Source organism: Pseudothauera rhizosphaerae (assembly GCF_004801305.1).
GTDB lineage: Bacteria > Pseudomonadota > Gammaproteobacteria > Burkholderiales > Rhodocyclaceae > Pseudothauera > Pseudothauera rhizosphaerae.
In genome coordinates this window covers 169487-190950 of record NZ_SSOD01000006.1, presented here as the reverse complement: position 1 = coordinate 190950, position 21464 = coordinate 169487, and the positions used below count along the sequence as shown (strand labels likewise).

At 69.3% G+C, this 21464-nt stretch carries 20 protein-coding genes; 5 read left to right on the top strand and 15 right to left on the bottom strand.

Features of this window, described 5'->3' with window-relative positions; translation table 11 throughout:
- Window positions 1-67: 67 nt before the first annotated feature.
- The 13 genes from E6O51_RS09695 to E6O51_RS09635 form a co-directional block, all read right to left on the bottom strand.
- Entirely contained in the window at window positions 68-694 is a 627-nt protein-coding gene (locus E6O51_RS09695; protein WP_136384785.1) for an ABC-type transport auxiliary lipoprotein family protein, read from the bottom strand.
- Window positions 691-1632, bottom strand: a complete 942-nt coding sequence (locus tag E6O51_RS09690) for an MlaD family protein (protein WP_136384784.1) — start codon at window positions 1630-1632, stop codon at window positions 691-693. Before E6O51_RS09690 ends, E6O51_RS09695 begins: the two co-directional genes overlap by 4 nt.
- 1 nt (window position 1633) lies before the next feature.
- Window positions 1634-2443, bottom strand: a complete 810-nt coding sequence (locus E6O51_RS09685; protein WP_136384783.1) for an ABC transporter ATP-binding protein — start codon at window positions 2441-2443, stop codon at window positions 1634-1636.
- Window positions 2440-3579, bottom strand: coding sequence for an ABC transporter permease (locus E6O51_RS09680; RefSeq protein ID WP_136384782.1), 1140 nt, complete (start codon window positions 3577-3579; stop codon window positions 2440-2442). The genes E6O51_RS09685 and E6O51_RS09680 overlap by 4 nt, the downstream gene beginning before the upstream one ends.
- Before the next feature lie 77 nt (window positions 3580-3656).
- Window positions 3657-4241, bottom strand: a complete 585-nt coding sequence (locus E6O51_RS09675) for an acyloxyacyl hydrolase (protein WP_136384781.1) — start codon at window positions 4239-4241, stop codon at window positions 3657-3659.
- A gap of 59 nt (window positions 4242-4300) precedes the next feature.
- Window positions 4301-5482 (bottom strand): acetyl-CoA C-acetyltransferase, encoded by a 1182-nt coding sequence (locus E6O51_RS09670; RefSeq protein ID WP_136384780.1) that lies wholly within the window; start codon window positions 5480-5482, stop codon window positions 4301-4303.
- 158 nt (window positions 5483-5640) lie between these two features.
- Window positions 5641-6390: an acetoacetyl-CoA reductase gene (gene phbB / locus E6O51_RS09665; protein WP_136384779.1), complete on the bottom strand. Its 750-nt coding sequence runs from the start codon at window positions 6388-6390 to the stop codon at window positions 5641-5643.
- Complete coding sequence (locus tag E6O51_RS09660; protein WP_136384778.1) at window positions 6380-6880, bottom strand: hypothetical protein; 501 nt, start codon at window positions 6878-6880, stop codon at window positions 6380-6382. Before E6O51_RS09660 ends, phbB begins: the two co-directional genes overlap by 11 nt.
- Before the next feature lie 42 nt (window positions 6881-6922).
- Window positions 6923-8047: an ABC transporter permease gene (locus E6O51_RS09655; RefSeq protein WP_136384777.1), complete on the bottom strand. Its 1125-nt coding sequence runs from the start codon at window positions 8045-8047 to the stop codon at window positions 6923-6925.
- Between the two features lie 406 nt (window positions 8048-8453).
- A complete protein-coding gene (gene rbbA / locus E6O51_RS09650) occupies window positions 8454-11192 on the bottom strand; it encodes a ribosome-associated ATPase/putative transporter RbbA (protein WP_136384776.1) in 2739 nt (912 codons plus the stop codon).
- A 3-nt stretch (window positions 11193-11195) separates the two neighbouring features.
- Entirely contained in the window at window positions 11196-12269 is a 1074-nt protein-coding gene (locus E6O51_RS09645; protein ID WP_230976752.1) for an HlyD family efflux transporter periplasmic adaptor subunit, read from the bottom strand.
- 23 nt (window positions 12270-12292) lie between these two features.
- On the bottom strand, window positions 12293-13768 hold the full coding sequence (locus tag E6O51_RS09640; protein WP_136384774.1) for an efflux transporter outer membrane subunit: 1476 nt from the start codon (window positions 13766-13768) through the stop codon (window positions 12293-12295).
- 1 nt (window position 13769) lies between these two features.
- Window positions 13770-15518: a PHA/PHB synthase family protein gene (locus tag E6O51_RS09635; protein ID WP_136384773.1), complete on the bottom strand. Its 1749-nt coding sequence runs from the start codon at window positions 15516-15518 to the stop codon at window positions 13770-13772.
- A gap of 238 nt (window positions 15519-15756) precedes the next feature.
- Between E6O51_RS09635 and E6O51_RS09630 the strand changes: the two genes are divergently transcribed.
- On the top strand, window positions 15757-16398 hold the full coding sequence (locus E6O51_RS09630) for a TetR/AcrR family transcriptional regulator (protein WP_168735241.1): 642 nt from the start codon (window positions 15757-15759) through the stop codon (window positions 16396-16398).
- 25 nt (window positions 16399-16423) lie between these two features.
- Here the strand turns inward: E6O51_RS09630 and rnk are convergent, their stop codons facing one another.
- On the bottom strand, window positions 16424-16816 hold the full coding sequence (gene rnk / locus E6O51_RS09625) for a nucleoside diphosphate kinase regulator (RefSeq protein WP_136384771.1): 393 nt from the start codon (window positions 16814-16816) through the stop codon (window positions 16424-16426).
- A 165-nt stretch (window positions 16817-16981) separates the two neighbouring features.
- On the opposite strand from rnk, the gene hisG reads away from it, so the two are divergent.
- Together hisG and hisD are read left to right on the top strand one after the other, a co-directional pair.
- Window positions 16982-17623, top strand: a complete 642-nt coding sequence (gene hisG / locus E6O51_RS09620; RefSeq protein ID WP_136384853.1) for an ATP phosphoribosyltransferase — start codon at window positions 16982-16984, stop codon at window positions 17621-17623.
- On the top strand, window positions 17620-18924 hold the full coding sequence (gene hisD, locus E6O51_RS09615; protein ID WP_136384770.1) for a histidinol dehydrogenase: 1305 nt from the start codon (window positions 17620-17622) through the stop codon (window positions 18922-18924). Before hisG ends, hisD begins: the two co-directional genes overlap by 4 nt.
- Before the next feature lie 65 nt (window positions 18925-18989).
- Here hisD and hisC read toward each other — a convergent pair whose 3' ends face one another.
- On the bottom strand, window positions 18990-20060 hold the full coding sequence (gene hisC / locus E6O51_RS09610) for a histidinol-phosphate transaminase (protein WP_136384769.1): 1071 nt from the start codon (window positions 20058-20060) through the stop codon (window positions 18990-18992).
- 109 nt (window positions 20061-20169) lie between these two features.
- Between hisC and hisB the strand changes: the two genes are divergently transcribed.
- Together hisB and hisH are read left to right on the top strand one after the other, a co-directional pair.
- The gene (gene hisB / locus E6O51_RS09605) at window positions 20170-20757 is read left to right on the top strand and encodes an imidazoleglycerol-phosphate dehydratase HisB (RefSeq protein ID WP_136384768.1); all 588 of its coding nucleotides are present in this window, start codon (window positions 20170-20172) and stop codon (window positions 20755-20757) included.
- Between the two features lie 54 nt (window positions 20758-20811).
- On the top strand, window positions 20812-21450 hold the full coding sequence (gene hisH / locus E6O51_RS09600; RefSeq protein WP_136384767.1) for an imidazole glycerol phosphate synthase subunit HisH: 639 nt from the start codon (window positions 20812-20814) through the stop codon (window positions 21448-21450).
- The last annotated feature ends 14 nt before the right edge of the window (window positions 21451-21464 follow it).

The window sequence follows — 21464 nt, the reverse complement described above, 5'->3', positions numbered from 1 at the left end:
CTGGCTCCATTGACTCTCCTCAGCGTGAAAGGGCAGACGTGACGGGGCCGCGCGTGCGGCCTCCTCTTCAGCGTCCCTGCAGGGTGGCCTGTTCCAGCGTCCAGGCCACCAGTTGGGCCGACAGCGCGTCGCCGGCGGTGCCGAAGGCGCGCACCACCTCCGCCACCCCGGTGCCGGACGCGGGCTGGTGGACCTCGAAGCGGCGGCTGGCGAGGATGCGCTGGGTGTCCGGCGCCACCAGGCGCACGTCGAGCAGGATCACGGCTTCGGGTGTGCCGTCGCGGTATTCGCTGTGGAAGGCGCGCAGGTCGCTGACGAGTTCGAGATCGGCGTGCAGCGCCCGGTCGTCGCTGCTGAGCGCGGCGATGCGGCCGTCGGCGCGGAAGGCGTCCAGCAGGCGGTTGCGCAGCAGCACCGGCGCCGGGGCGCTCCAGCTCGCACCCTTGTAGACGCTGACCCGGTCGCCGTCGGGCAGCACCACGATGCGCTGGCCGGCCAGGTGGCGGGCGGCCTCCGGCCGGCTGACCCGCAGCGCGAGCTCCAGCGCGGGCGCCCCTGCCGCCGGCGCGGCGGTGGCCGGCAGCAGGTAGAGGTCCACCGGTTCGGCCTTGGGCAGGACGGAGCAGGCGGGCAGCAGCGCGGCGGCGAGGAGGGCGAGCGCAGCCGAGGGGCGGCGGATCGAGACGAAGTTCATGGCTGGAATTCCCTTGTCGATTCGAGGCCCAGCAGGTAGTCGGCCGGCCTGTTCTCCAGTTGGCGGGTGATGGAATGCAGCGAGGCGAGGGTGCGCCGCAGCTCGGAGACCGCGGGGCCGAGTTCGGCGATGCCGCGCATGCCGCTGTCGAACTGGCTGCGGTTGTCGGCGACGAGTCCGTCCACCCGCTGCATGGTCTGCTCGAAGGCCGCCATGGCGCGCTGCGCGCTTTCCAGCGTCTGCGTGCCCTGGTCGTCGAGCAGGCGGTTGGTGGTGCCGAGCATCCTCCTCGCCTCGGCAAGCATGCCGTTGGCTTGCGCGCTGGCGAGCGCGAGCTGGCGCAGGGCCTCGCCCATGTCCTCGCGCTGGGCCGCCAGCGTGCCGGCGGTCTGTTCGAGGTGCTGCAGGGTGCGGCCGACGGCGGCGGCGTTCTCGCTGGAGAAGAGCGCGCGGGCCTGGATCAGCAGTTCGTTGACGTTGAGCATCACATCGCCGCCCTCGGCCATCAGCTTGGTGAGCGGCGAGGGCTCGGCGACGATCACCGGCACTTCGCCATCGAGCGGCCGCAGAGGCTTGCTGCCGGGGTCGTCGCCGCTGGTGAGGCGGATCGTGTAGATGCCGGTGATGCCGGCCGGCGCGAGGCGTGCCCGCGTGTCGGTGCGGATCGGCGCTTCGCTGTCCACGCGGATGCGGGCCAGCACCCGGCGCGGATCCTGCGGGTCCAGACGCAGGCTATCCACCTCGCCGATCTTGATGCCGTTGAACTCCACCGTGCTGCCCTTGGACAGCCCGGCCACGGCTTCTTCGAAGACCACGTCGTAGTGGTGGAACTGCCTGTCTCTGTCGACCTTCCCCAGCCATAGCGCGAACGCCAGCGCTGCGCCGACGACGATGACGGTGAAGAGGCCGATCAGGATGTGATGGGCGCGGGTTTCCATGTCAGGTGCTCTCCTGTGCGGGGGCGGCCTGAGCCGCTTGCATTGCGGCGCGGCCGCGCGGGCCGTGAAAGTATTCGTGTATCCAGGCGTCGTCGGTGGCGGCGACGGCGGCCAGGCTGTCGTTCACCAGCACGCGCTTCTGCGCCAGCACGGCGACGCGATCGATGATGGTGTAGAGGGTGTCCAGGTCGTGGGTGACGATGAACACCGTGAGCCCGAGCGCGTCGCGCAGCGTGAGGATGAGCCGGTCGAAGGCGGCGGCGCCGATGGGGTCCAGCCCGGCGGTGGGCTCGTCGAGGAAGAGGATGTCCGGATCGAGCGCCAGTGCGCGGGCCAGCGCGGCGCGCTTGACCATGCCGCCGGAAAGGTCGGCGGGGTACTTGTCGCCGGCGTTGGCGGGCAGGCCGGCGAGCGCGATCTTGAGGGCGGCGAGCCGCGCGGCTTCCGGCGCGGGCAGGCCGGCGTGCTCGATCAGCGGCAGGGCCACGTTCTCGGCCACGGTCAGCGAGGAGAACAGCGCCCCTTTCTGGAACAGCACGCCGAAGCGCCGCTCCAGCCGCGAGCGCGCGGTGGGAGGCAGCGTCAGCAGGTCGTGGCCGAACACATGCACCTTGCCGGCCGCCGGCCGGTTCAGCCCGACGATGGTGCGCAGCAGGACCGACTTGCCGGTGCCCGAGCCGCCGACGACGCCGAGGATCTCGCCGCGCCGCACGTCCAGGTCGAGCGCCTCGTGCACCACCTGTGTGCCGAACTGGTTGCGCAGGCCGCGCACCTCGATGACGTTGCCGCCGTTTTCCCGTTCGCCGCTCACCAGCCCATCTCCATGTAGAAGAGCGCGGCCACCGCGTCCACCAGGATGACGACGAAGATGGACTGCACCACCGCCGAGGTGGTGTGCTCGCCCACCGACTGCGCGCTGCCGGCGACCTTGAAGCCTTCCCGGCAGCCGATCACCGCGATCAGGAAGGCGAAGACCGGCGCCTTGGCCATGCCGACCAGGAAGTGGCGCAGGCTGACGTCGTTCTCGAAGATGGAGAGGAACATGGTCGGCGAGATGTCCAGCGTGAGCGCGCACACCAGCATGCCGCCGACGATGCCGGCGAGCATGGCGATGAAGGTCAGTATCGGCAGCGCGATCAGCAGCGCGGCCACGCGCGGCAGCACGAGGAGTTCCACCGGGTCGAGGCCGATCACGCGGATGGCGTCGATTTCCTCGTTGGCCTTCATCGAGCCGATCTGCGCGGTGAAGGCGCTGGCGGTGCGGCCGGCCACCAGGATGGCGGTGAGCAGTACGCCGAATTCGCGCAGGAAGGAAAAAGCGACCAGATCCACGGTGAAGATGCTGGCGCCGAAGTCGGCGAGCACGGTGGCGCCGAGGAAGGCCACCACCGCGCCGACCAGGAAGGTGAGGAGCGCAACGATGGGCACCGCGTCGAGACCGGTCTTTTCCAGGTTGGCGGTGAGCGAGGTGAGGCGCCAGCGCCAGGGCCTCGGCAGGATGCGCAGGCCGCATTCCAGCGTGATGCCGATGAAGCCGAGCAGCCCGGTGAGGTTGCGCCAGAAGATGCCGGTGGCGATGCCGACGTGTTCCAGCACGTCGCCGATGGCGGAACCACTGCGGCGCGGCGCTTCGGCAACGGGGCCGGTCAGGGCGCCGGCGACCGCCTGCAGCAGCGCGCGGCGCTCCGGCGCCAGCGTGGCGTCGGCGAGCACAGTCCGCAGGCGTTCCTGGCCGAGCAGTTCGAACAGCAGGCTGGCGCCGGCCGTGTCCAGGGCGCCGAGGGCGGCGATGTCGATGCGGGTGTCGGCCCGCAGTTGGGCCCGCAGTGCGTCCAGCCGCGCGGCGAGCGGGCGATAGTGGTCCAGGGTCCAGTCGCCGCCGATGTGCAGCATGGGGACCGTCGATGCGGCGGAATCCGCGCTGCGGACGAACGGAGTTTCACTCATGGGTCGGCACTCTGTCGTTGCCCCGGTAGTCGAGTGGTTGTGGATCGCGTTCAGTATGGAGGACCCGGCCTGTAAAGTCAGAATCGGCAGGCAAAACGCAAGCGGACGACATTCTCCCCCGGATTGGGCTTCTTGATGCGGGCGTTGGAGATGTGCTGGGCGCGCACGGAGACTTCATAGGCGTTCCCTTCGCCGAAGCGGTAACCCAGCCCGATCGCTTCCGTGAATTGGAACGCGGTACTGAACCTGTCCGTTCCGGACCTGTAGAGCCGGTCGAAGAGGGTGATGCCCAGGCCCAGGTCGACGAACCAGGAAGTGTCCGCCCCGCCGATGGGATGGCGCCACACGCCCATGCCGGTCAGTTGCGTGAATTGGTGATGCCCGCCCTGCACGCGATCCGTTCGCCAATGGGCCAGGGAGATGTCCCAATGCAGGGACAGGGGGCCGGCCCTGCGCGGGATCGCGGGAAGCAGCGAACTGGGAATCAGCATGCCCAGCGCCGCCGTATGGGCCGGATCGCCGCCCCCCGTGGTGCCCGCGTCCACGTAGAAGCGGTGGCCGGGGTCCGGCAGGGTCTGGGCGTCGGCTGGCGCCGGGGACAAGGCGCTTACGGCGGTGCAGAGGATCAAACCAGGGAATGCGCAGGTCTTCGGGCGGGGCATCGAATGAAACCTCTTCTTATGGGTTGCCACAGGCGGACCGCAGTCGTCGACGGTCCGGGTCAGGCCGCTTCCACGGCCAGCGCCACGCCCTGGCCGCCGCCGATGCACAGCGTCGCCAGGCCCTTGCGGGCGCCGCGGCGGCGCAGTTCGTGGATCAGGGTGACCAGGATGCGCGCGCCGGAGGCGCCTATGGGGTGGCCCAGGGCGATGGCGCCGCCATTGACGTTGACCCGGGCCGGGTTCCAGGCCAGTTCGCGGGCCACCGCCAGGGACTGGGCGGCGAAGGCCTCGTTGGCCTCGATCAGGTCCACCTCGTCCAGCGTCCAGCCGGCCTTTTCCAGGACGCGGCGGGTGGCCGGCACCGGGCCGAGGCCCATCACCGCCGGGTCCACGCCGGCACTGGCATGGGCCTTGATCCAGCCCAGCACCGGCAGGCCCAGGCTCCAGGCCTTCTCGGCGCTCGCCAGCAGCAACAGCGCGGCGCCGTCGTTGAGCGTAGAAGCGTTGCCGGCGGTCACCGTGCCCTCCTGTTCGAAAGCCGGCTTGAGCCGGGCCAGCGCCTCCACGGTGGTGCCGGGGCGGGGCTGCTCGTCGGTGTCGAACACCACCGGGCTGCCCCGCCGCTGCGGCAGGGCGATCGGGGTGATCTCGTCCTTGAAGCGGCCGGCGGCGATGGCCGCGGCGGCCTTCTCCTGCGAGGCGGCGGCGAAGGCGTCCTGCTGTTCGCGGGTCAGGCCGTAGCGCTCGGCCAGGTTCTCGGCGGTGACGCCCATGTGGTAGTCGTTGAAGGCGTCCCACAGGCCGTCGCGGATCAGGCTGTCCTCCAGTTGCGCATGGCCCAGGCGCAGGCCGGTGCGCGCCCTGGGCAGCACGTAGGGGGCCTGGCTCATGCTCTCCTGGCCGCCGGCCAGGATCAGCTCGGCGTCGCCGCTGCGGATGGCCTGGGCGGCCAGATGCACGGCCTTCAGGCCCGAGCCGCAGACCTTGTTGAGGGTCAATGCCGGCACCGCATGGGGCAGGCCGGCCTGGATCGCCGCCTGGCGGGCCGGGTTCTGGCCGCTGCCGGCGGTGATGACCTGGCCGAGGATGACTTCGTCGATGTGTTCCGGCGCGATGCCGGTGCGCTTGAGCACGCTGCGGATCAGCGCGGCGCCCAGGGCCGGGGCGGGCAGGCCGGACAGGCTGCCCTGGAAGCTGCCGATCGCGGTACGGGTGGCCGCCAGAATGGCGATGTCGCTCATGGTCGAACCTCTTTTGGGGACGGGGTGTTCGGGGGGACGAAGCAATGCTGCCATTGGCTGGATCATGGTCGAGCCTCTTGCCTGCATGGGGTGTTCGAAAGGGACGGGCAGGGAGCGGGTCGCTCGCGCAACCCGTCCGCGACGCGACGTGCAGCCGTTCAGTGCATGTGCTGCCCGCCGTTCATGGAGACGTTGCTGCCGGTCATGAATGCGGCTTCCTCGCTGCAGATGAAGCCGACCAGCGCGGCGACTTCCTCGGGCCTGCCGAGGCGTCCCACCGGAATGCGCGCGATGATCTGCGACTCCAGCACGTCCCGCGGCACGGCGGCGACCATCCTCGTGTCGAGATAGCCGGGCGACACCGTGTTGACGGTGATGCCCTTGTTCGCCACCTCCTGCGCCAGCGCCATGGTGAAGCCGTGCATGCCGGCCTTGGCGGCGCAGTAGTTGGTCTGCCCGAACTGGCCCTTGTTGCCGTTGATGGACGAGATGTTGACGATGCGGCCCCAGTGGCGCTCGGTCATGTCGTTGATCACCTGCCGGGTGACGTTGAACACCGAGTCCAGATTGGCGCGCAGCACCGCGTCCCAGTCGTCCTCGCTCATCTTGCGGAAGGTGACGTCGCGGGTGATGCCGCCGTTGTTGACCAGGATGTCCACGTGATGGCCGGCGGTGCGCAGCTTGTGCCCAAGTTCCCGGCACGAGGCCTTGTCCGCGATGTCCACGCCGTAGGCCTGGAATTCATAGCCGGCGGCGGCCTGGCCTTGCAGCCAGGCATCGGCGCGGCTGTTGCCCGGTGAATGGGTGACGAGGACGGTATGCCCCGCATCGTGCAGCACGCGCGCAATCGCCTGGCCCAGTCCGCCCATGCCGCCGGTTATCAGTGCGGTGCGACGCTCAGTTGCCACGGCCCGTCCCTCCTTTGGCCCCCGTGGCCTTGCTCTTGCGGGGGGCCGTCCATGCGGCGCCCCATTGCTCGATCAGATTCTGGAACGGTTGCGGCACGGGGCCGACGCCTTCGAAGGCCTCGGTGACCGTCTTCTGCCAGTCCTGGGCGGCCTGCTGCAGGCCCTCGGTGAAGGCGGCCTGGTTGCCGGCTGCGACCTCGGATACCGCCCGCGTGTTTTCGATGCGCTGCTGGAATGCGGCCTGCGTGCCCTCGATGCGCTGCTGGATCTGGGTCCAGAAGGCCTGGGGAGTCAGGGTGGCCAGAGCCTGCCAGTCTTCGGTCTTGAGCAGGTTTTCGATTTCCTCGCCGGACTCGGCAAGGCTGTCGGCACCCGAGCGCGAAGCGGCTTCCAGCCAGCGCTGCCCGTTTTCCAGCAGCAGGCGGCTGACACGCAACTGGAGTTCGAGGTTGGCCTTGAACAGATCCAGGGGAAGGGTATTGGCACTCATGATGATCTCCTTGACGACGGTGCCCTTTGCGGGGGCGGGAAATCAGGCCATCTGGCTGATGGTCCTGCGGAAGCGTTTCAGCGACAGGGCGAACAGCACGGAGCCGATCACCAGCAGCGCCAGGAAGGGTTTCCAGACCACGTCCAGCCCGGCGCCCCGGAACAGGATGGCCTGGCCCAGTTCGACGAAATGGGTGGTGGGTGCGATCAGCATCACGTTCTGCACCAGCTCCGGCATGCTTTCGCGCGGCGTGAGGCCGCCGGAGAGCACGTTCAGCGGCATCAGCGTGAGCATCAGCAGAAGTCCGAACTGGGGCATGCTGCGCGCGAGCGTCGCCATGTAGATGCCCAGCGAGGTCATGGCGTACAGGCACAGGGCCGCACCGCACATGAACAGGGGGATGGAGCCTTCGATGGGGACCTGCAGCAGGCCGCGCACGACCAGGACCAGCGACAGTGCCGAGGCCAGCAGCACCACCAGCCCCATCGACCAGATCTTGGAGATCATGATCTCGCCCGGCGTGACCGGCATCACCAGCAGGTGTTCGATGGTGCCGTGCTCGCGCTCGCGGATCAGCGCCGCCCCGGTCAGGATGAGGGACAGCATGGCGACCGAGTTGATGATCTCGAAGATGCCGCCGAACCAGGACTTTTCCAGGGACGGGTTGAAACGTGCCCGCAACGCCAGGTCCACGGGCAGTTCGGTGGGCGCCCGGTAGCGGCGCACGAACTCGTCGATTTCGCCCATGACGACCTGCTGCACGTGGCCGTTGCCCGTGAATGCCTGGCTCATGCGGGTGGCGTCGATGTTGAGCTGGATCTCCGGCTGGCGGCCGGCCAGTACGTCGCGCTGGAAGTTGGGCGGGATGTTGAGCGCAAACGTGAACTCGCCGTTGTCCATGCCCGTGTCCATCTCGCCGAGGGTGATCATCCGGGGCCGCGTGAAATGCGGCGGGTAGAACGCGGAGGCGATGCGCGCAGACAGCGGGGACTGGTCCTCATCGACGATGGCGATGGGCGCGTTGTGCAGGGTCTCGGGCATGGCCGTGGCCGCGGTGTAGACGGAGGCCGTGAACGCGTACACGATCAGCACCAGCATCATCGGGTCGCGCCACAGGCTCCACAGTTCCTTGCGCCCCAGCCGGAGGATGTTCATGAGGCGGCGCATTCAGGCCTCCCGCAGGGCCGCCCCAAGGGAGGCCTTAGCCCCCTTGGGGGGGTGAGGCAGGGGTAACGCGTCGTGCCTGCCGAACGGGCCGGCTGTGCAAAGCCGACCCTCCGCGAACGCAGTGAGCGTGGGGGTCGTTGCATGTCAGTTTCTCCACCGCGCGTGGCGTGACCCACGACGCACGAAACGTGGTGGTTTTGCCCCCTCTCCCCTCGTGGGAGAGGGTTGGGGAGAGGGGGCGGCCGGACGAGGGACGCGGTCCGGGTATGCACGACGGCCGCTTGCGTCCCTGCGGGACGCCCCCTCTCCCCGGCCCTCCCCCGCAAGGGGGGAGGGAGAAAGGCGGCAAGCTCCCCGTCCCTCGTCAGGGGGCCCGGATTCTTGGCGGATGTCGTGCAGTTTCACTTCAGGTTTCCTGTTTCCTGAGCAGCGCCACGGCTGCGGCCAGGATCACCGGCACCGCGAGCAGCAGCGGCCACAACGCGCCGTGCAGTTCCCCGAATCCGAGCGCCTTGCTGAACACGCCGCGGCTGACGGAGAACATGTAGGTCGCCGGGTAGATTTCCCCGACGAGGCGGCCGGCGCCTTCCAGCGACGACACCGGATTGATCAGGCCGGCCAGTTGGGTCGCCGGCAGCATCGTTCCGATCATGGTGAAGAACATCGCCGCGATCTGGCTGCGGGTCACGGTCGAGGCGAGCAGGCCCATGCCGGTGGCGGTGATGCAGAACAGGAAGGTGGCCAGGGCCAGGGTCGGGAAACTGCCGGTGATCGGCACGCCGAAAATGGTGACCGCCAGCAGGCACATGCAAAGGAAGTTCACCATGGCCAGCAGCACGTAGGGAATCTGCTTGCCGATCAGGAACTCGGTACGCGTGACCGGGGTGACGTAGAGGTTGATGATGGAGCCCAGTTCCTTCTCGCGCACCACGGCCAGCGCAGTGAGCATGGCCGGCAGCATCAGCAGCAGCAGCGGCACCACCGCCGGCACCATGGCCTTGAGGCTCTCGATGTCCGGGTTGTAGCGGTAACGGGTCTGGACGGCGGCGGTGGCGGCCAGATCGATGCCGGCGCGGCCGGCCTGCTCGGCCAGCCAGTGCTGGTGCATGCCCTGCACGTAGCCCTGCACGGTCTCGGCGCGCGTGGGCATGGCGCCGTCGAACCAGGCGCCGATCTCCACGCGCCGGCCGCGCATCACGTCGCGGCCGAAGCCGGGCGGAATCTCGATCGCCAGCGACAGTTCGCCGCTGCGCATGCGCCGGTCCAGATCCTCATGGCCGGTGATGGGCGGCTGTTCGACGAAATAGCGCGAGCCGGACAGGTTCAGGGCGTAGTTCTGGCTGACCGTGGTCTGGTCGCGGTCCAGCACCGCGTAGCGCAGATCATCCACGTCCAGGGTGATGCCGAAGCCCATCACGAACATCAGGATCAGTGAGCCCGCCAGCGCCAGCGCCGCGCGCACCGGATCGCGCCGCAGTTCCAGGTTCTCCCGCCAGGCATAGCTCAGCAGGCGCTGCAGGCTGAAGCGCCGCTGCCCGGCCGGGGCATGGCCTTCGTCCGTGGGTGCCGGCTCCTGCGCGTCGGCATCCTCGGACGGCTGTTCGCCGCCGGCTTCGACCAGATAGCCGATGAAGGCTTCCTCCAGCGTGGCCACCCCGCGCTTTTCCACCAGCCGGGCCGGCGCATCGCTGTCGAGCACGCGGCCGGCGTGCATCATGGACATGCGGTCGCAGCGCGCGGCCTCGTTCATGAAGTGGGTGGAGATGAAGATCGTCACCTTGTCGCGCCGCGACAATTCCACCAGCAGGCGCCAGAAATTGTCCCGCGCAACCGGATCGACGCCCGAGGTGGGTTCGTCCAGGATCAGCAGCTCCGGCTTGTGCACCATCGCCACCGCCAGCGACAGGCGCTGGCGCATGCCCAGCGGAATGCGGTCGGGCAGGCTGTCCAGTTCTTCTTCAAGGCCGAAGCGCCCGACCATCTCGGCCACGCGGCCGGCAACCTCGTCCTCCGGCACGTGGAAGAGCTGGGCGTGCAGCACCAGGTTCTGGCGCACGGTGAGTTCGCCGTAGAGCGAGAAGGCCTGGGACATGTAGCCCACCCGGCGGCGGGTGGCGATGTCCTTCGGATCGACCGGGTGGCCGAACAGCCAGGCCCGTCCTGCGCTCGCCGGCAGCAGGCCGGTGAGCATCTTCATGGTGGTGGTCTTGCCGCAGCCGTTGGAGCCGAGGAAGCCGAAGATCTCGCCGCGGCGGATGCGGAAGCTGACGTGGTCGACGGCGGTGAAGTCGCCGAAGCGCATGGTGAGGTCCCGGGCCTCGATGGCGATGTCGTCCCCGTCGCCGTCCAGCGGGGGAATCAGCACCGGCTCGTAGCCGCGCGTTTTCTCCTCGGGCAGCAGGCGGATGAAGGCTTCTTCCAGGCCGGCGCAGCCGGTGCGGGTCAGCAGTTCGGCCGGCGTGCCGGTGGCCAGCACCCGGCCGCCGTCCATGGCCACCAGCCAGTCGAAGCGCTGGGCCTCGTCCATGTAGGCGGTGGCGACGATCACGCTCATGCCGGACCGGCCCGCGCGGATGCGGTCGATGAGGTCCCAGAACTGGGCACGGGCGAGCGGATCGACGCCGGTGGTGGGTTCGTCCAGGATGAGGAAATCCGGGTCGTGGATCAGCGCGCAGCACAGGCCGAGCTTCTGCTTCATGCCGCCGGAGAGCTTGCCGGCCGGGCGCGACAGAAAAGGGAGCAGGCCGGTGCTGCGGGTCAGGTCGTCGATGCGCCGCCGGCGCTCGGCTGCGCCGTGGCCGAAGAGGCGCGCGAAGAACTGCAGGTTCTCCTCCACCGACAGGGTGGGATAGAGGTTCTTGCCCAGCCCCTGGGGCATGTAGGCGATGCGCGGGCACACCGCGTCGCGGTGGGCCTTGCTCCCCATGTCGCCGCCCAGCACCTCCACCCGGCCTTCCTGGAGCGCGCGGGCGCCGGCCAGCAGGGACAGCAGGCTGGACTTGCCCACGCCGTCCGGGCCGATCAGGCCCACCATGCGGCCGGCGGGAATCGCCAGGTCGAGGCCGTCCAGCGCCACCGTCTTGCGGTAGCGCAGGCGCACGCCCTGAAGGCGGGCGACGGCGGATGACGGCGATTGCATGGTCATCGTTTACTCGGGGAGGCGGACGGACAGCGAGGCAGGCCAGGGCGCGCCGGCATCGAGCTTGACCCAGGCCACGCCGGGCAGGCCGGTCTTGACCTGGCGCAGGTGCTCGCGCAGCAGTTCCGGCGGAATCTGCGCCTTGACCCGGAACATCAGCTTCTGCCGCTCGCTGGCGGTCTCGACCGTTTTCGGCGTGAATTGCGCGGTACTGGCGACGAAGGAGATCGTTGCCGGAATGGGGTATTGCGGTGCGGCGTCGAGCACGATGCGGGCCTCGCTGCCCAGCGCCACCCGGCCGGCCACGGTTTCGGGCAGGAAGAAGGTCATGTATACGTCCGCCAGGTCCACCAGGTTCAGCACCCGCCCGCCGGCGCCGAGCACCTCGCCCGGCTGGGCGACGCGGAACTGCACCCGGCCGTCGCGCGGCGAGTGCAGGATGCTGTCGCGGATGTCCGCGTCGATGCGGGCGACGGTGGCGGCGGCGGCCACCACGGTGGAGTGCGCGCCCACCCGCTGCGCCTTGGCCGCTTCCACCGCCGCCCGCGCTGCGGCGGCCTGGGCACGGGTGGCGGCCAGGGCGGCTTCGGCGCCGCGCACGGCCGCGCGGTCGTCGTCCAGTTCCTGGATGGAGGCGGCGCCTTCGCCGGCCAGCGTCTGCGAACGCGCCAGGCGCCGCTGGGCGGCATCCAGCTCGGCTTCGCGCTGGGCCACCAGGGCCTGGGCCGCGGCCACGTCGCTCTCGCGCTGGACGACCTGCGCGTCCGCGGCGGCCGCCATGTGCTCGGCCTGCTGGCGGCTGGCCTCGGCCTCGTCGCGCTGGGCCTGCAGCACGTCGATCTGCATCCGCGCCAGCGGTTCGCCGGCGGTCACGAAGTCGCCCTCGCCGGCGAGAATCTCGTCGATGCGGCCGCCGAGCTTGGTGGCGATGTCGATCTCGGTGGCCTCGATGCGGCCGTTGCCGTTGACGAAGCCGTCGCCGGGGCCGTCGCCCGGCAGTGCGGACCAGGCCCACCAGGCCAGGGAGGCGATGGCGGCTGCGGCCGCTGCGGCGACGATCTTTTTCTTGAGGGCAGGGGACATGTTCATGGGTCGGTGGGGAGGTTTCATCGGGTCGAAGCGGAAGGGGCCGGCGGCAGGCCGGCGCCCCCGCCCAGCGCGGCGTACAGCGCTACCCGGCTCGACAGCAGGGTGCGGCGGACCTGCACCAGTTGCTGTGCGGCATCGAGCAGGTCGCGCTGGGCGTCCAGCACTTCCAGGTAGGCGGCCGAGCCGTTGTCGTAGCGCAGTTGCGCTAGGCGCGCCCGTTCGGCCTGGGCGTCCAGGGCGACGCGCTGGATGTCGAGCTGTTCGGCCAGCCAGCGCCGCGCCGACAGCGCGTCGGCCACTTCGCGGAAAGCGGTCTGGATGGTCTGCTCGTAGCCGGCCACCGCGATGTCGCGGCGCACCTCGGCCAGATCGAGGCCGGCGCGCCGGCGCCCGCCGTCGAAGAGGGGCAGCGACAGCGTGGGCACGAAGGTCCAGGCCCGGCTGCCGGAGTCAAAAAGGCCGTCGAGTTCGGCGCTGGCCGTGCCCCAGGTGCCGGTCAGGGCGATGCGGGGGAAGAACGCGGCGCGCGCCGCGCCGATGTCGGCGTGGGCGGCGCGCAGACGGTGCTCGGCGGAAAGGATGTCCGGCCGGTTCGCCAGCAGTTCGGAAGGCAGGCCCGGCTGCAGGTCGGCCAGTGCTGCGGTCTCCGTGAGCGGCGCCTGCGGCAGCGGGCCGAGGTCGTTCCCGACCAGTTGCACCAGGGCGTGGAACTGGCTGGCGCGCGCCTGGGCGAGTTGGGCGTGCAGCGACTGGGCCTGGGTCAGCAGGGTCTGCACCTGGACCAGTTCGAGCTTGGAGGTGGCGCCCACCTCGAAGCGGCGCCGGAAGATGCGGTAGGACTCCTCGCGGCTGGCCACGGTCTGCCGCGCGATGGCGACGCGTTCGTCGAGTTCGCGCAGGCCCAGGTAGCCGTCCGCCACCTGGGCGATCAGGGCGACGCGCACGGCCTGGCGCGCGGCGTCGGTAGCCAGCCAGGCCTGCAGGGCGGATGTCTCCAGGCTGCGTACGCGTCCCCACAGGTCCAGTTCCCAGGTGCTCAGCCCCACTTCGGCGCGGTATTCGCCGCCGACCACGGAGTCCCCGCTGACGTTGAGATCGCCCGGCGTGCGGGCACGGGCGCCCTGGGCACCGACGTCGATGCCGGGGAAGCGGTCGGCGCGCTGGATGCGGAAGGCCGCGCGCGCTTCGTCGACCCGCAGCGCCGCCGTGCGCAGGTCGCGGTTGTTGGCGAGTGCTGCCTCGATCAGGCGCTGCAGCGCGGGGTCGGTGAAGTATTCGTTCCAGGGCAGGCCGTGGGCGTTCACCGCGGACGCCACGGAAGTCCGGCCGTCGGCCGGGTAGGTGTTCGGCACGGGCAGCGGCGGCGTTTCGTGCTGCGGCGCCAGGGAGACGCAGCCGGCGAGGCTGGCGGCGGCGAGTCCGGCCGCCACGGCGCGCAGGCATTTCAGGGCGAGACGGGGGGCTGCGCCGCCCTCCCGCGGCGTCAGGGCCATGTCATTTCTCCTTCACGTATTCGCCCGGCGCGTCGCCGAGTACCTTGTAGCCCTTGGTGGGCGCGCCCAGGCGCGGCGGTTTGGCCGGCGCGCCCGAGCGCTGGCGCAGCCATGCGGCCCATGCCGGCCACCAGGAGCCCTGCTGCACCGGCACCGTGGCCTGCCACTCCTCCGGCGCGATGTAGCCGCCGCCCGCCGGGCGGGTGTGCAACTGGTACTGGCGCCGGGGCCGGCCCGGTTCGCTGACGATGCCGGCGTTGTGGCCGCCGCTGGTCAGCACGAAGGTGATTTCCGTCGGCGACAGGTAGTGCAGCTTGTAGACCGAGCGCCAGGGCGCCACGTGGTCGGCGACGGTGCCGACGCAGAACACCGGCAGCTTGATGTCGCCCAGGGACACCGGCCGCCCGTCCGCCGGGTGGCGGCCTTCGCTCAGGTCGTCGTCGAGGAACAGCCGCCGCAGGTACTGGGCGTGCATCTTCGCCGGCATGCGGGTGGCGTCGGCGTTCCAGGCCATCAGGTCGTTGGGCGGCCGGCGCTCGCCCAGCAGGTATTCACCGACCAGGCGCGACCACAGCAGGTCGTAGGAGCGCAGCATCATGAAGGCGCCGCCCATCTGCTCAGCGCACAGGTAGCCGGTATCGGCCATCTGCGCCTCCAGCAGGGCGACCTCGCTCTCGTCGATGAAGAGAGCCAGTTCGCCGGGTTCGCTGAAATCGGTCTGCGCGGTGAAGAGATTGAGCGAGGCCAGGCGGTCGTCGCCGTCGCGGGCCATGGCCGCCGCCGCGATGGCGAGCAGCGTCCCGCCCAGGCAGTAGCCGGTGGCGTGCACCTTGCGACCGGGCACGATGGCGGTCACCGCGTCCAGCGCGGCGCGGAAGCCCAGGTCCAGGTATTCGTCCATGCCCAGGTCGCGGTCGTCCGCGTCCGGGTTCTTCCACGAGATGCAGAACACGGTGTAGCCCTGTTCCACCAGGTAGCGGACCAGCGAGTTGTGCGGCGACAGGTCGAGGATGTAGTACTTCATGATCCAGGCCGGCACGACCAGGATCGGCTCGGGATGGACCTCGTCCGTGGCCGGCGTGTACTGGATCAGCTCGATCAGCCGGTTCCGCAGCACGACCTTGCCCGGCGTGACTGCCACGTCGCGCCCGGCCACGAACTGCTCCGCGCCCGCCGGCGGCAGGCGCGCCACCTGGCGGGTGAGGTCGTCCAGGAGATAGCCCAGGCCGCGCGCCAGGTTGGCGCCGCCCTCGTCGAGGCTTCGCTTGAGCACGACGGGATTGGTGGACAGCAGGTTGCCCGGCGAGAACATGTCCAGCCACTGCCGGGCGGCGAAGGCCACGGCGTGCTCGTGGTGCGGGTCGACGCCCCAGACGTCCCGGGTGGCTTCTTCCCACCAGCGCTGCTGCATCAGGAAGGACTGGTGCAGCAGATTGAACGGCCAGTGGTCCCAAGTGGGATCCCGGAAGCGCCGGTCGTCCACCGGCGGCGAGGCCGTCGATTCCTCGCCTTCATGCAGGCCCGCCACGCATTCGCACAGATAGGCCTGCAACTGCCCCGCCTGTTCGAACGCCAATCGTGCCAGTTCCAGGCGTTTGCCCGGGCTGGCCGCCAGGTGGGTGGCCCAGTCCGCCCAGGCGAGCAGGGCGGAGTGCGGCGAGATGGACAGGCATGCATGGGACAACGCGGCATGGACGCTGGCATCCAGGGCCTTCCACGGCGCCGCCGCCTCGGGTTTTTCTTCCGGCATTTTCTTGTTGGCTCCCTATTTCCTTACCCGGATCAAGATCCCCAGGCAATTAGAATGACCATTCGGTCGTTTTCACTCTAGCACACGAATACAACCGATTGTTCGTTTTCTGGGGCGGCGGCCGTGCGCCGGCCGCGAGGGGCGCGCCGGGCGATACCGTGCGCTCGCCGCGCGGTGAGCGGGTACAATTATTTCTTTACGCGATGCGCTTCCGCGCCGTCCCAGAAAAGGAACCGCCTTGACCACCGGCACGTGCCAGAAAACCGCAGTCCGACGACCGCGCCGCTACCTGTCCTCGGTCGAGCGCAAGCGGGAAATCCTCGATGCGGCACTCATCGAGTTTACGAATCATGGCTATGCCGCCACGACGATCGAGCGCATCGCCATGCGGGCAGGCCTGTCCAAGGCCGGCATCTACGCCCACTACAAGAGCAAGGAAGAGATCTTCGAAGACCTGCTGGCGGCGCTGGTGCCGCCCGACGATCCCGGCGGGATGCCGCCGCTGGAGGCAGGGGTGCCCCTGGTGGCGGTCGTGGACACCTACATCGACCGGCTGTACGCCAGGCTCGAGAATCCGGTCATCGTGTCGACGTTCCAGATGCTCATTGCCGAAAGCAGGCGCTCACCGGAACTGGTCCGGCGCTGGTACGACGAGGTGGTGGAAAGCCGTGTCGCCAAGGATCAGTCCTTGGTAAACGAATACGTCAGGCGGGGCGTCATGCGCGGCAGCGCGCTGACCGACAATTTCTCGCTGGCCGCCTCGCCGCTCGTGCATTGGATGATTCTGCGCATGGTGTGCCAGTACGACCTGCCCATGTCCCTGGAACAGGCACGGGAGGCCCACCGGCAATTGCTGCTGGACGCGCTGCAGCCGAGATGAGGCCGGGGCGCGTCCCGCCCGCGGCTCATGCGGGATGTGCGGGCTGCACCACTTCCATCACCCGGATGCGGATGGCCTTGCCCTCGGGGGTGTGCCAGTCGATGCTCTGCCCGGTGGATAGCCCCAGCAGCGCGCTGCCGGCGGGGGAGAACACCGAGACCTTGCCGCCGTCCTGGCCGGCCTCGTGGGGATAGACCAGGGCCAGCGCATACTCCTTCCCGCTCACTTCCTCGCAGAAGCGCACCCGGCTGCCCATGGTGATGACATCGCCGGGCAGGTCCTCCCCGTCGCGCACGTCGGCGCGCGCCAGTTCTTCGCGCAGGCCGTCCAGATCGCTGCGGCTGCGCGCGTTGGCGGCGTGCAGCAGTCCTTCCAGGCGTTCGAGGTCGGTCGAGGAAACGATGATTTCGGGCTTCATGGCAGTCTCGCTAGGGTTCCATCCGGTCGTCACAGGGATTCGAAAAAGAAAAAAACGGCCGAACCGCCGCATGCGGTTCAGCCGAGGCACCAAGGCTAACAGAAGCCGTGGCGGGGTACAATGACCCCCTTTTTCGCATCCCGAGGCGCCGAGTTCGTGTCCAGCGTGTCCAGCATCACCCTCGCCCTGTCCAAGGGCCGCATCTTCGAGGAAACCCTGCCGCTCCTCGCCGCGGCCGGCATCGTGCCCGCCGACAATCCGGAGACCTCGCGCAAGCTCATCATCGGCACCAACCGCGCCGACGTGAGGCTGGTGATCGTGCGCGCCACCGATGTGCCGACCTACGTGCAGTACGGTGCGGCCGACCTGGGCATCGCCGGGCGCGACGTGCTCCTCGAACATGGCGGGGCGGGGCTGTACCAGCCGCTGGATCTCGACATCGCCCGCTGCCGCCTGTGCGTGGCGGTGCCCAAGGGTTTCGACTACGCGGCGGCCAGCAAGCCGGGTGCGCGTATCCGCGTGGCCACCAAGTACATCCACAGCGCCAAGGCCCACTTCGCCGCCAAGGGCATGCACGTGGACCTGATCAAGCTCTACGGTTCCATGGAGCTGGCGCCCCTGGTGGGGCTGGCCGACGCCATCGTGGACCTGGTGTCCACCGGCGGCACGCTGCGCGCCAACAACCTGGAAGAGGTCGAGGAAATCATGCCGATCAGCTCGCGCCTGGTCTGCAACCAGGCCTCGCTGAAACTCAAGCGCGAACTCATCCAGCCGGTGCTGGATGCCTTTGCCGGAGCGGTGAAATGAGCGACGCCATCCGCAGGCTGGACGCCCGCGAACCAGAATTCCTCGCCACCCTCGGCGCCCTGCTGGCCTTCGAGTCCGAGGCCGACGAGCGCATCGACGCGGCGGTGACCGAAATCCTGCGCGCGGTGCGCGCCACCGGCGACGCGGCGGTGATCGAATACACCCGCCGCTTCGACCATCTGCACGTGGGCTCGATGGCGGACCTGGAACTGCCCCACGCCGAGCTGAAGGCGGCGCTGGACGGCCTCACGGTCGAGCAGCGCGAGGCACTGCGCACCGCCGCCGACCGCGTGCGGCGTTACCACGAGCGGCAGAAGATCGAATCCTGGTCCTACGGGGAGGCGGACGGCACCAAGCTGGGCCAGCAGGTCACCGCGCTGGACCGTGTGGGCCTCTACGTGCCGGGCGGGCGTGCTTCCTACCCCAGCTCGGTGCTGATGAACGCGATTCCCGCCAAGGTGGCCGGCGTCGGGGAACTGATCATGGTGGTGCCCACCCCCCGCGGCGAGAAGAACCCGCTGGTGCTGGCCGCGGCGGCCATCGCCGGCGTGGACCGCGTGTTCACCATCGGCGGCGCCCAGGCCGTGGCGGCGCTGGCCTACGGCACCCAGACCATTCCCCAGGTGGACAAGATCGTCGGCCCCGGCAACGCCTACGTGGCCGAGGCCAAGCGCCGCGTGTTCGGCACCGTGGGCATCGACATGGTGGCCGGGCCCTCCGAGGTGCTGATCGTCTCCGACGGCAGCGGCAACCCGGACTGGGTGGCCATGGATATCTTCGCCCAGGCCGAGCACGACGAACTGGCCCAGTCCATCCTGCTGTGCACGGACGCGGGCTTCATCGACGCGGTGGCCGCAGCCATCGACCGCCTGCTGCCCACCATGCCGCGGCGCGAGATCATCGCCAAATCGCTCGCCAACCGTGGTGCGCTGATCCACGTGGATAGCCTCGAGCAGGCCTGCGCCATCGCCAACCGCATCGCGCCCGAGCACCTGGAGCTGTCCCTGGCCGACCCCGAACCCTGGGTGGCGAAGATCCATCACGCCGGCGCCATCTTCGTCGGCCACCACTCGGTGGAGGCCCTGGGCGACTACTGCGCCGGCCCCAACCACGTGCTGCCCACCATGCGCAGCGCGCGCTTCTCCTCGCCGCTGGGCGTGTACGACTTCCAGAAACGGACCAGCATCGTGCACATCTCCGAAGAGGGCGCGCAGGTGCTCGGCAGGGTGGCCTCCGTCCTCGCCCACGGCGAGGGGCTGCAGGCGCATGCGCGGTCGGCGGAGATGCGGCTGAAGGGCTGAACTTTCCATTTGCCCAAAGAAAACGGCCCGCGCGATGCGGGCCGTTTTCATTTCAAGGGGAGAAGTCAGCCCAGCAGTTCGCCGAGCACTTTCACCAGTTGTCCGCACTGGGCGTCGGTGCCCACCGTGATGCGCAGGAATTGGTCGATGCGCGGCGCCTTGAAGTGGCGCACCAGGATGGCGCGGTTGCGCAGTGCCAGGGCCAGTTCGGCGGCGTCGTGCTTGGGGTGGCGGGCGAATACGAAGTTGGCCGCCGAAGGCAGCACCTGGAAGCCGAGGGCCGCGAGATCGGCGGTGAGCTGTTCGCGGGTGGCGATCACGCGCCGGCAGCTTTCGCGGAAGTGGGGTTCGTCCTCCACCGAGGCCACCGCGCCGGCGATCGCCATGCGCCCCAGGGGGTAGGAGTTGAAGCTGTTCTTGATCCGCTCCAGCCCGGCGATGAGGTCCGCGTGGCCGACAGCGAAACCCACCCGCAGGCCCGCCAGCGAGCGGCTCTTGGAAAAGGTCTGCACCACCAGCAGGTTGGGATGGCGGTTCACCAGCGCGATGGCGCTCTCGCCGCCGAAATCCACGTAGGCTTCGTCCACGACCACCACCGCGTCCGGATTGCCGGCGACGATGCGCTCGATCTTCGCCAGCGGCAGCGCGCGCCCGGTGGGGGCGTTGGGGTTGGCGACGACGATGCCGCCGGCCCGCTCATCGCCCTGGGGCAGGTAATCCTCAGGACGGATGGCGTAGTGCTCGTCCAGCGGCACGGTGCGGTATTCGATGCCGTACAGCCCGCAATACACCGGGTAGAAGCTGTAGGTGACGTCCGCGAACCACAGCGGGCGTTCGTGGCGCAGCAGGGCGTGGAAGGCGTGGGCCAGCACTTCGTCCGAGCCGTTGCCGACGAAGACCTGCTGCGGCTCCAGGGAGAAGCGCGCGGCCAGCGCAGCCTTGAGGCGGTCGGCGTTGGGGTCCGGGTACAGGCGCAGGCTGTCGGTGACTTCCTTGCGGATGGCCTGCAGCGCCTTGGGCGAGGGGCCGTAGGGGTGCTCGTTGGTGTTGAGCTTGACCAGATTGTCGATCTTGGGCTGTTCGCCCGGCACGTAGGGGGTCAGGCCGTGGACCACGGCGCTCCAGAAGCGGCTCATTTCCAGGGTAGGGATCGTAGGGGGAGTGTGCGGCCTGCCGGTTGCAGCAGGATTGTGCGGCGATGGTATCATGGCCTTCGTTCATTTCCCTCGTGCGAAGCACTGCGCCATGCGGCAAGCCGACGTCACCCGCAACACCCTCGAGACCCGCATCTCCGTCCGCATCGACCTGGACGGCACCGGCAAGGCCGAACTGGCCACCGGGGTGCCCTTCTTCGACCACATGCTGGATCAGATCGCCCGCCACGGCGCGATCGACCTCGTCGTGAAGGCCGAGGGCGACACCCACATCGACGACCACCACACGGTGGAAGACGTGGGCATCACGCTGGGCCAGGCCTTTGCCAAGGCCCTGGGCGACAGGAAGGGCATCCGCCGCTACGGCCACGCCTACGTGCCGCTGGACGAGGCCCTGTCGCGCGTGGCGGTGGATTTCTCCGGCCGCCCCGGCCTGCATTACTTCGTGGACTACACGCGGGCGCGCATCGGCAACTTCGACGTGGACCTGGCGCGGGAATTCTTCCAGGGCTTCGTGAACCACGCCGGCGTCACGCTGCACGTCGACAACCTGCGCGGCGACAACGCCCATCACCAGTGTGAGACCGTGTTCAAGGCCTTCGGCCGTGCGCTGCGCATGGCCGCCGAATGCGACGAGCGTGCCGCCGGCACCGTTCCATCCACCAAGGGTGCGCTCTGACGCGGTTCCGCCTCACGGGCTCCGATTCCTCTTCCTTCTAGCGAGAACCTCGTGATGACCAAGGTGGCCATCATCGACTACGGCATGGGCAACCTGCGCTCGGTGGCCAAGGCCATCGAACACGTCGCCGGCGACAGCCCCGTCGTCATCACCTCCGACCCCGCCGTGGTGCGCGCGGCCGAGCGGGTGGTGTTTCCCGGCCAGGGGGCGATGCCCGACTGCATGCGCGAACTGGACGCCCGCGGCCTGCGCGCGGCGGTGCTGGAGGCGGCGCGGGACAAGCCCTTCCTCGGCATCTGCATCGGCCAGCAGATGCTGTTCGAGCACAGCGAGGAGGGCGACGTGCCCGGCCTCGCCGTCATGCCCGGCGAGGTGGTGCGTTTCGACGACGCGCGCATGGTCGCGGCCGACGGCAGCCGGCTCAAGGTGCCGCACATGGGCTGGAACGAGGTCTGGCAGGCCGCCCCCCATCCCCTGTGGGAAGGCATCGGCGACGGCGAGCGCTTCTACTTCGTGCATAGCTACTACGTTGCTCCGGCCGATCCGGCGCTCGCCGCCGCCCATACCGACTATGGCCTGCGCTTTACCAGTGCGGTGGCTCGGGCTAATATCTTCGCGGCCCAGTTCCACCCGGAGAAGAGCGCGGCGGCAGGCCTTCGGCTGTTGTCCAATTTCATCCGCTGGGCGCCCTGACGGCCTCGCGCCGC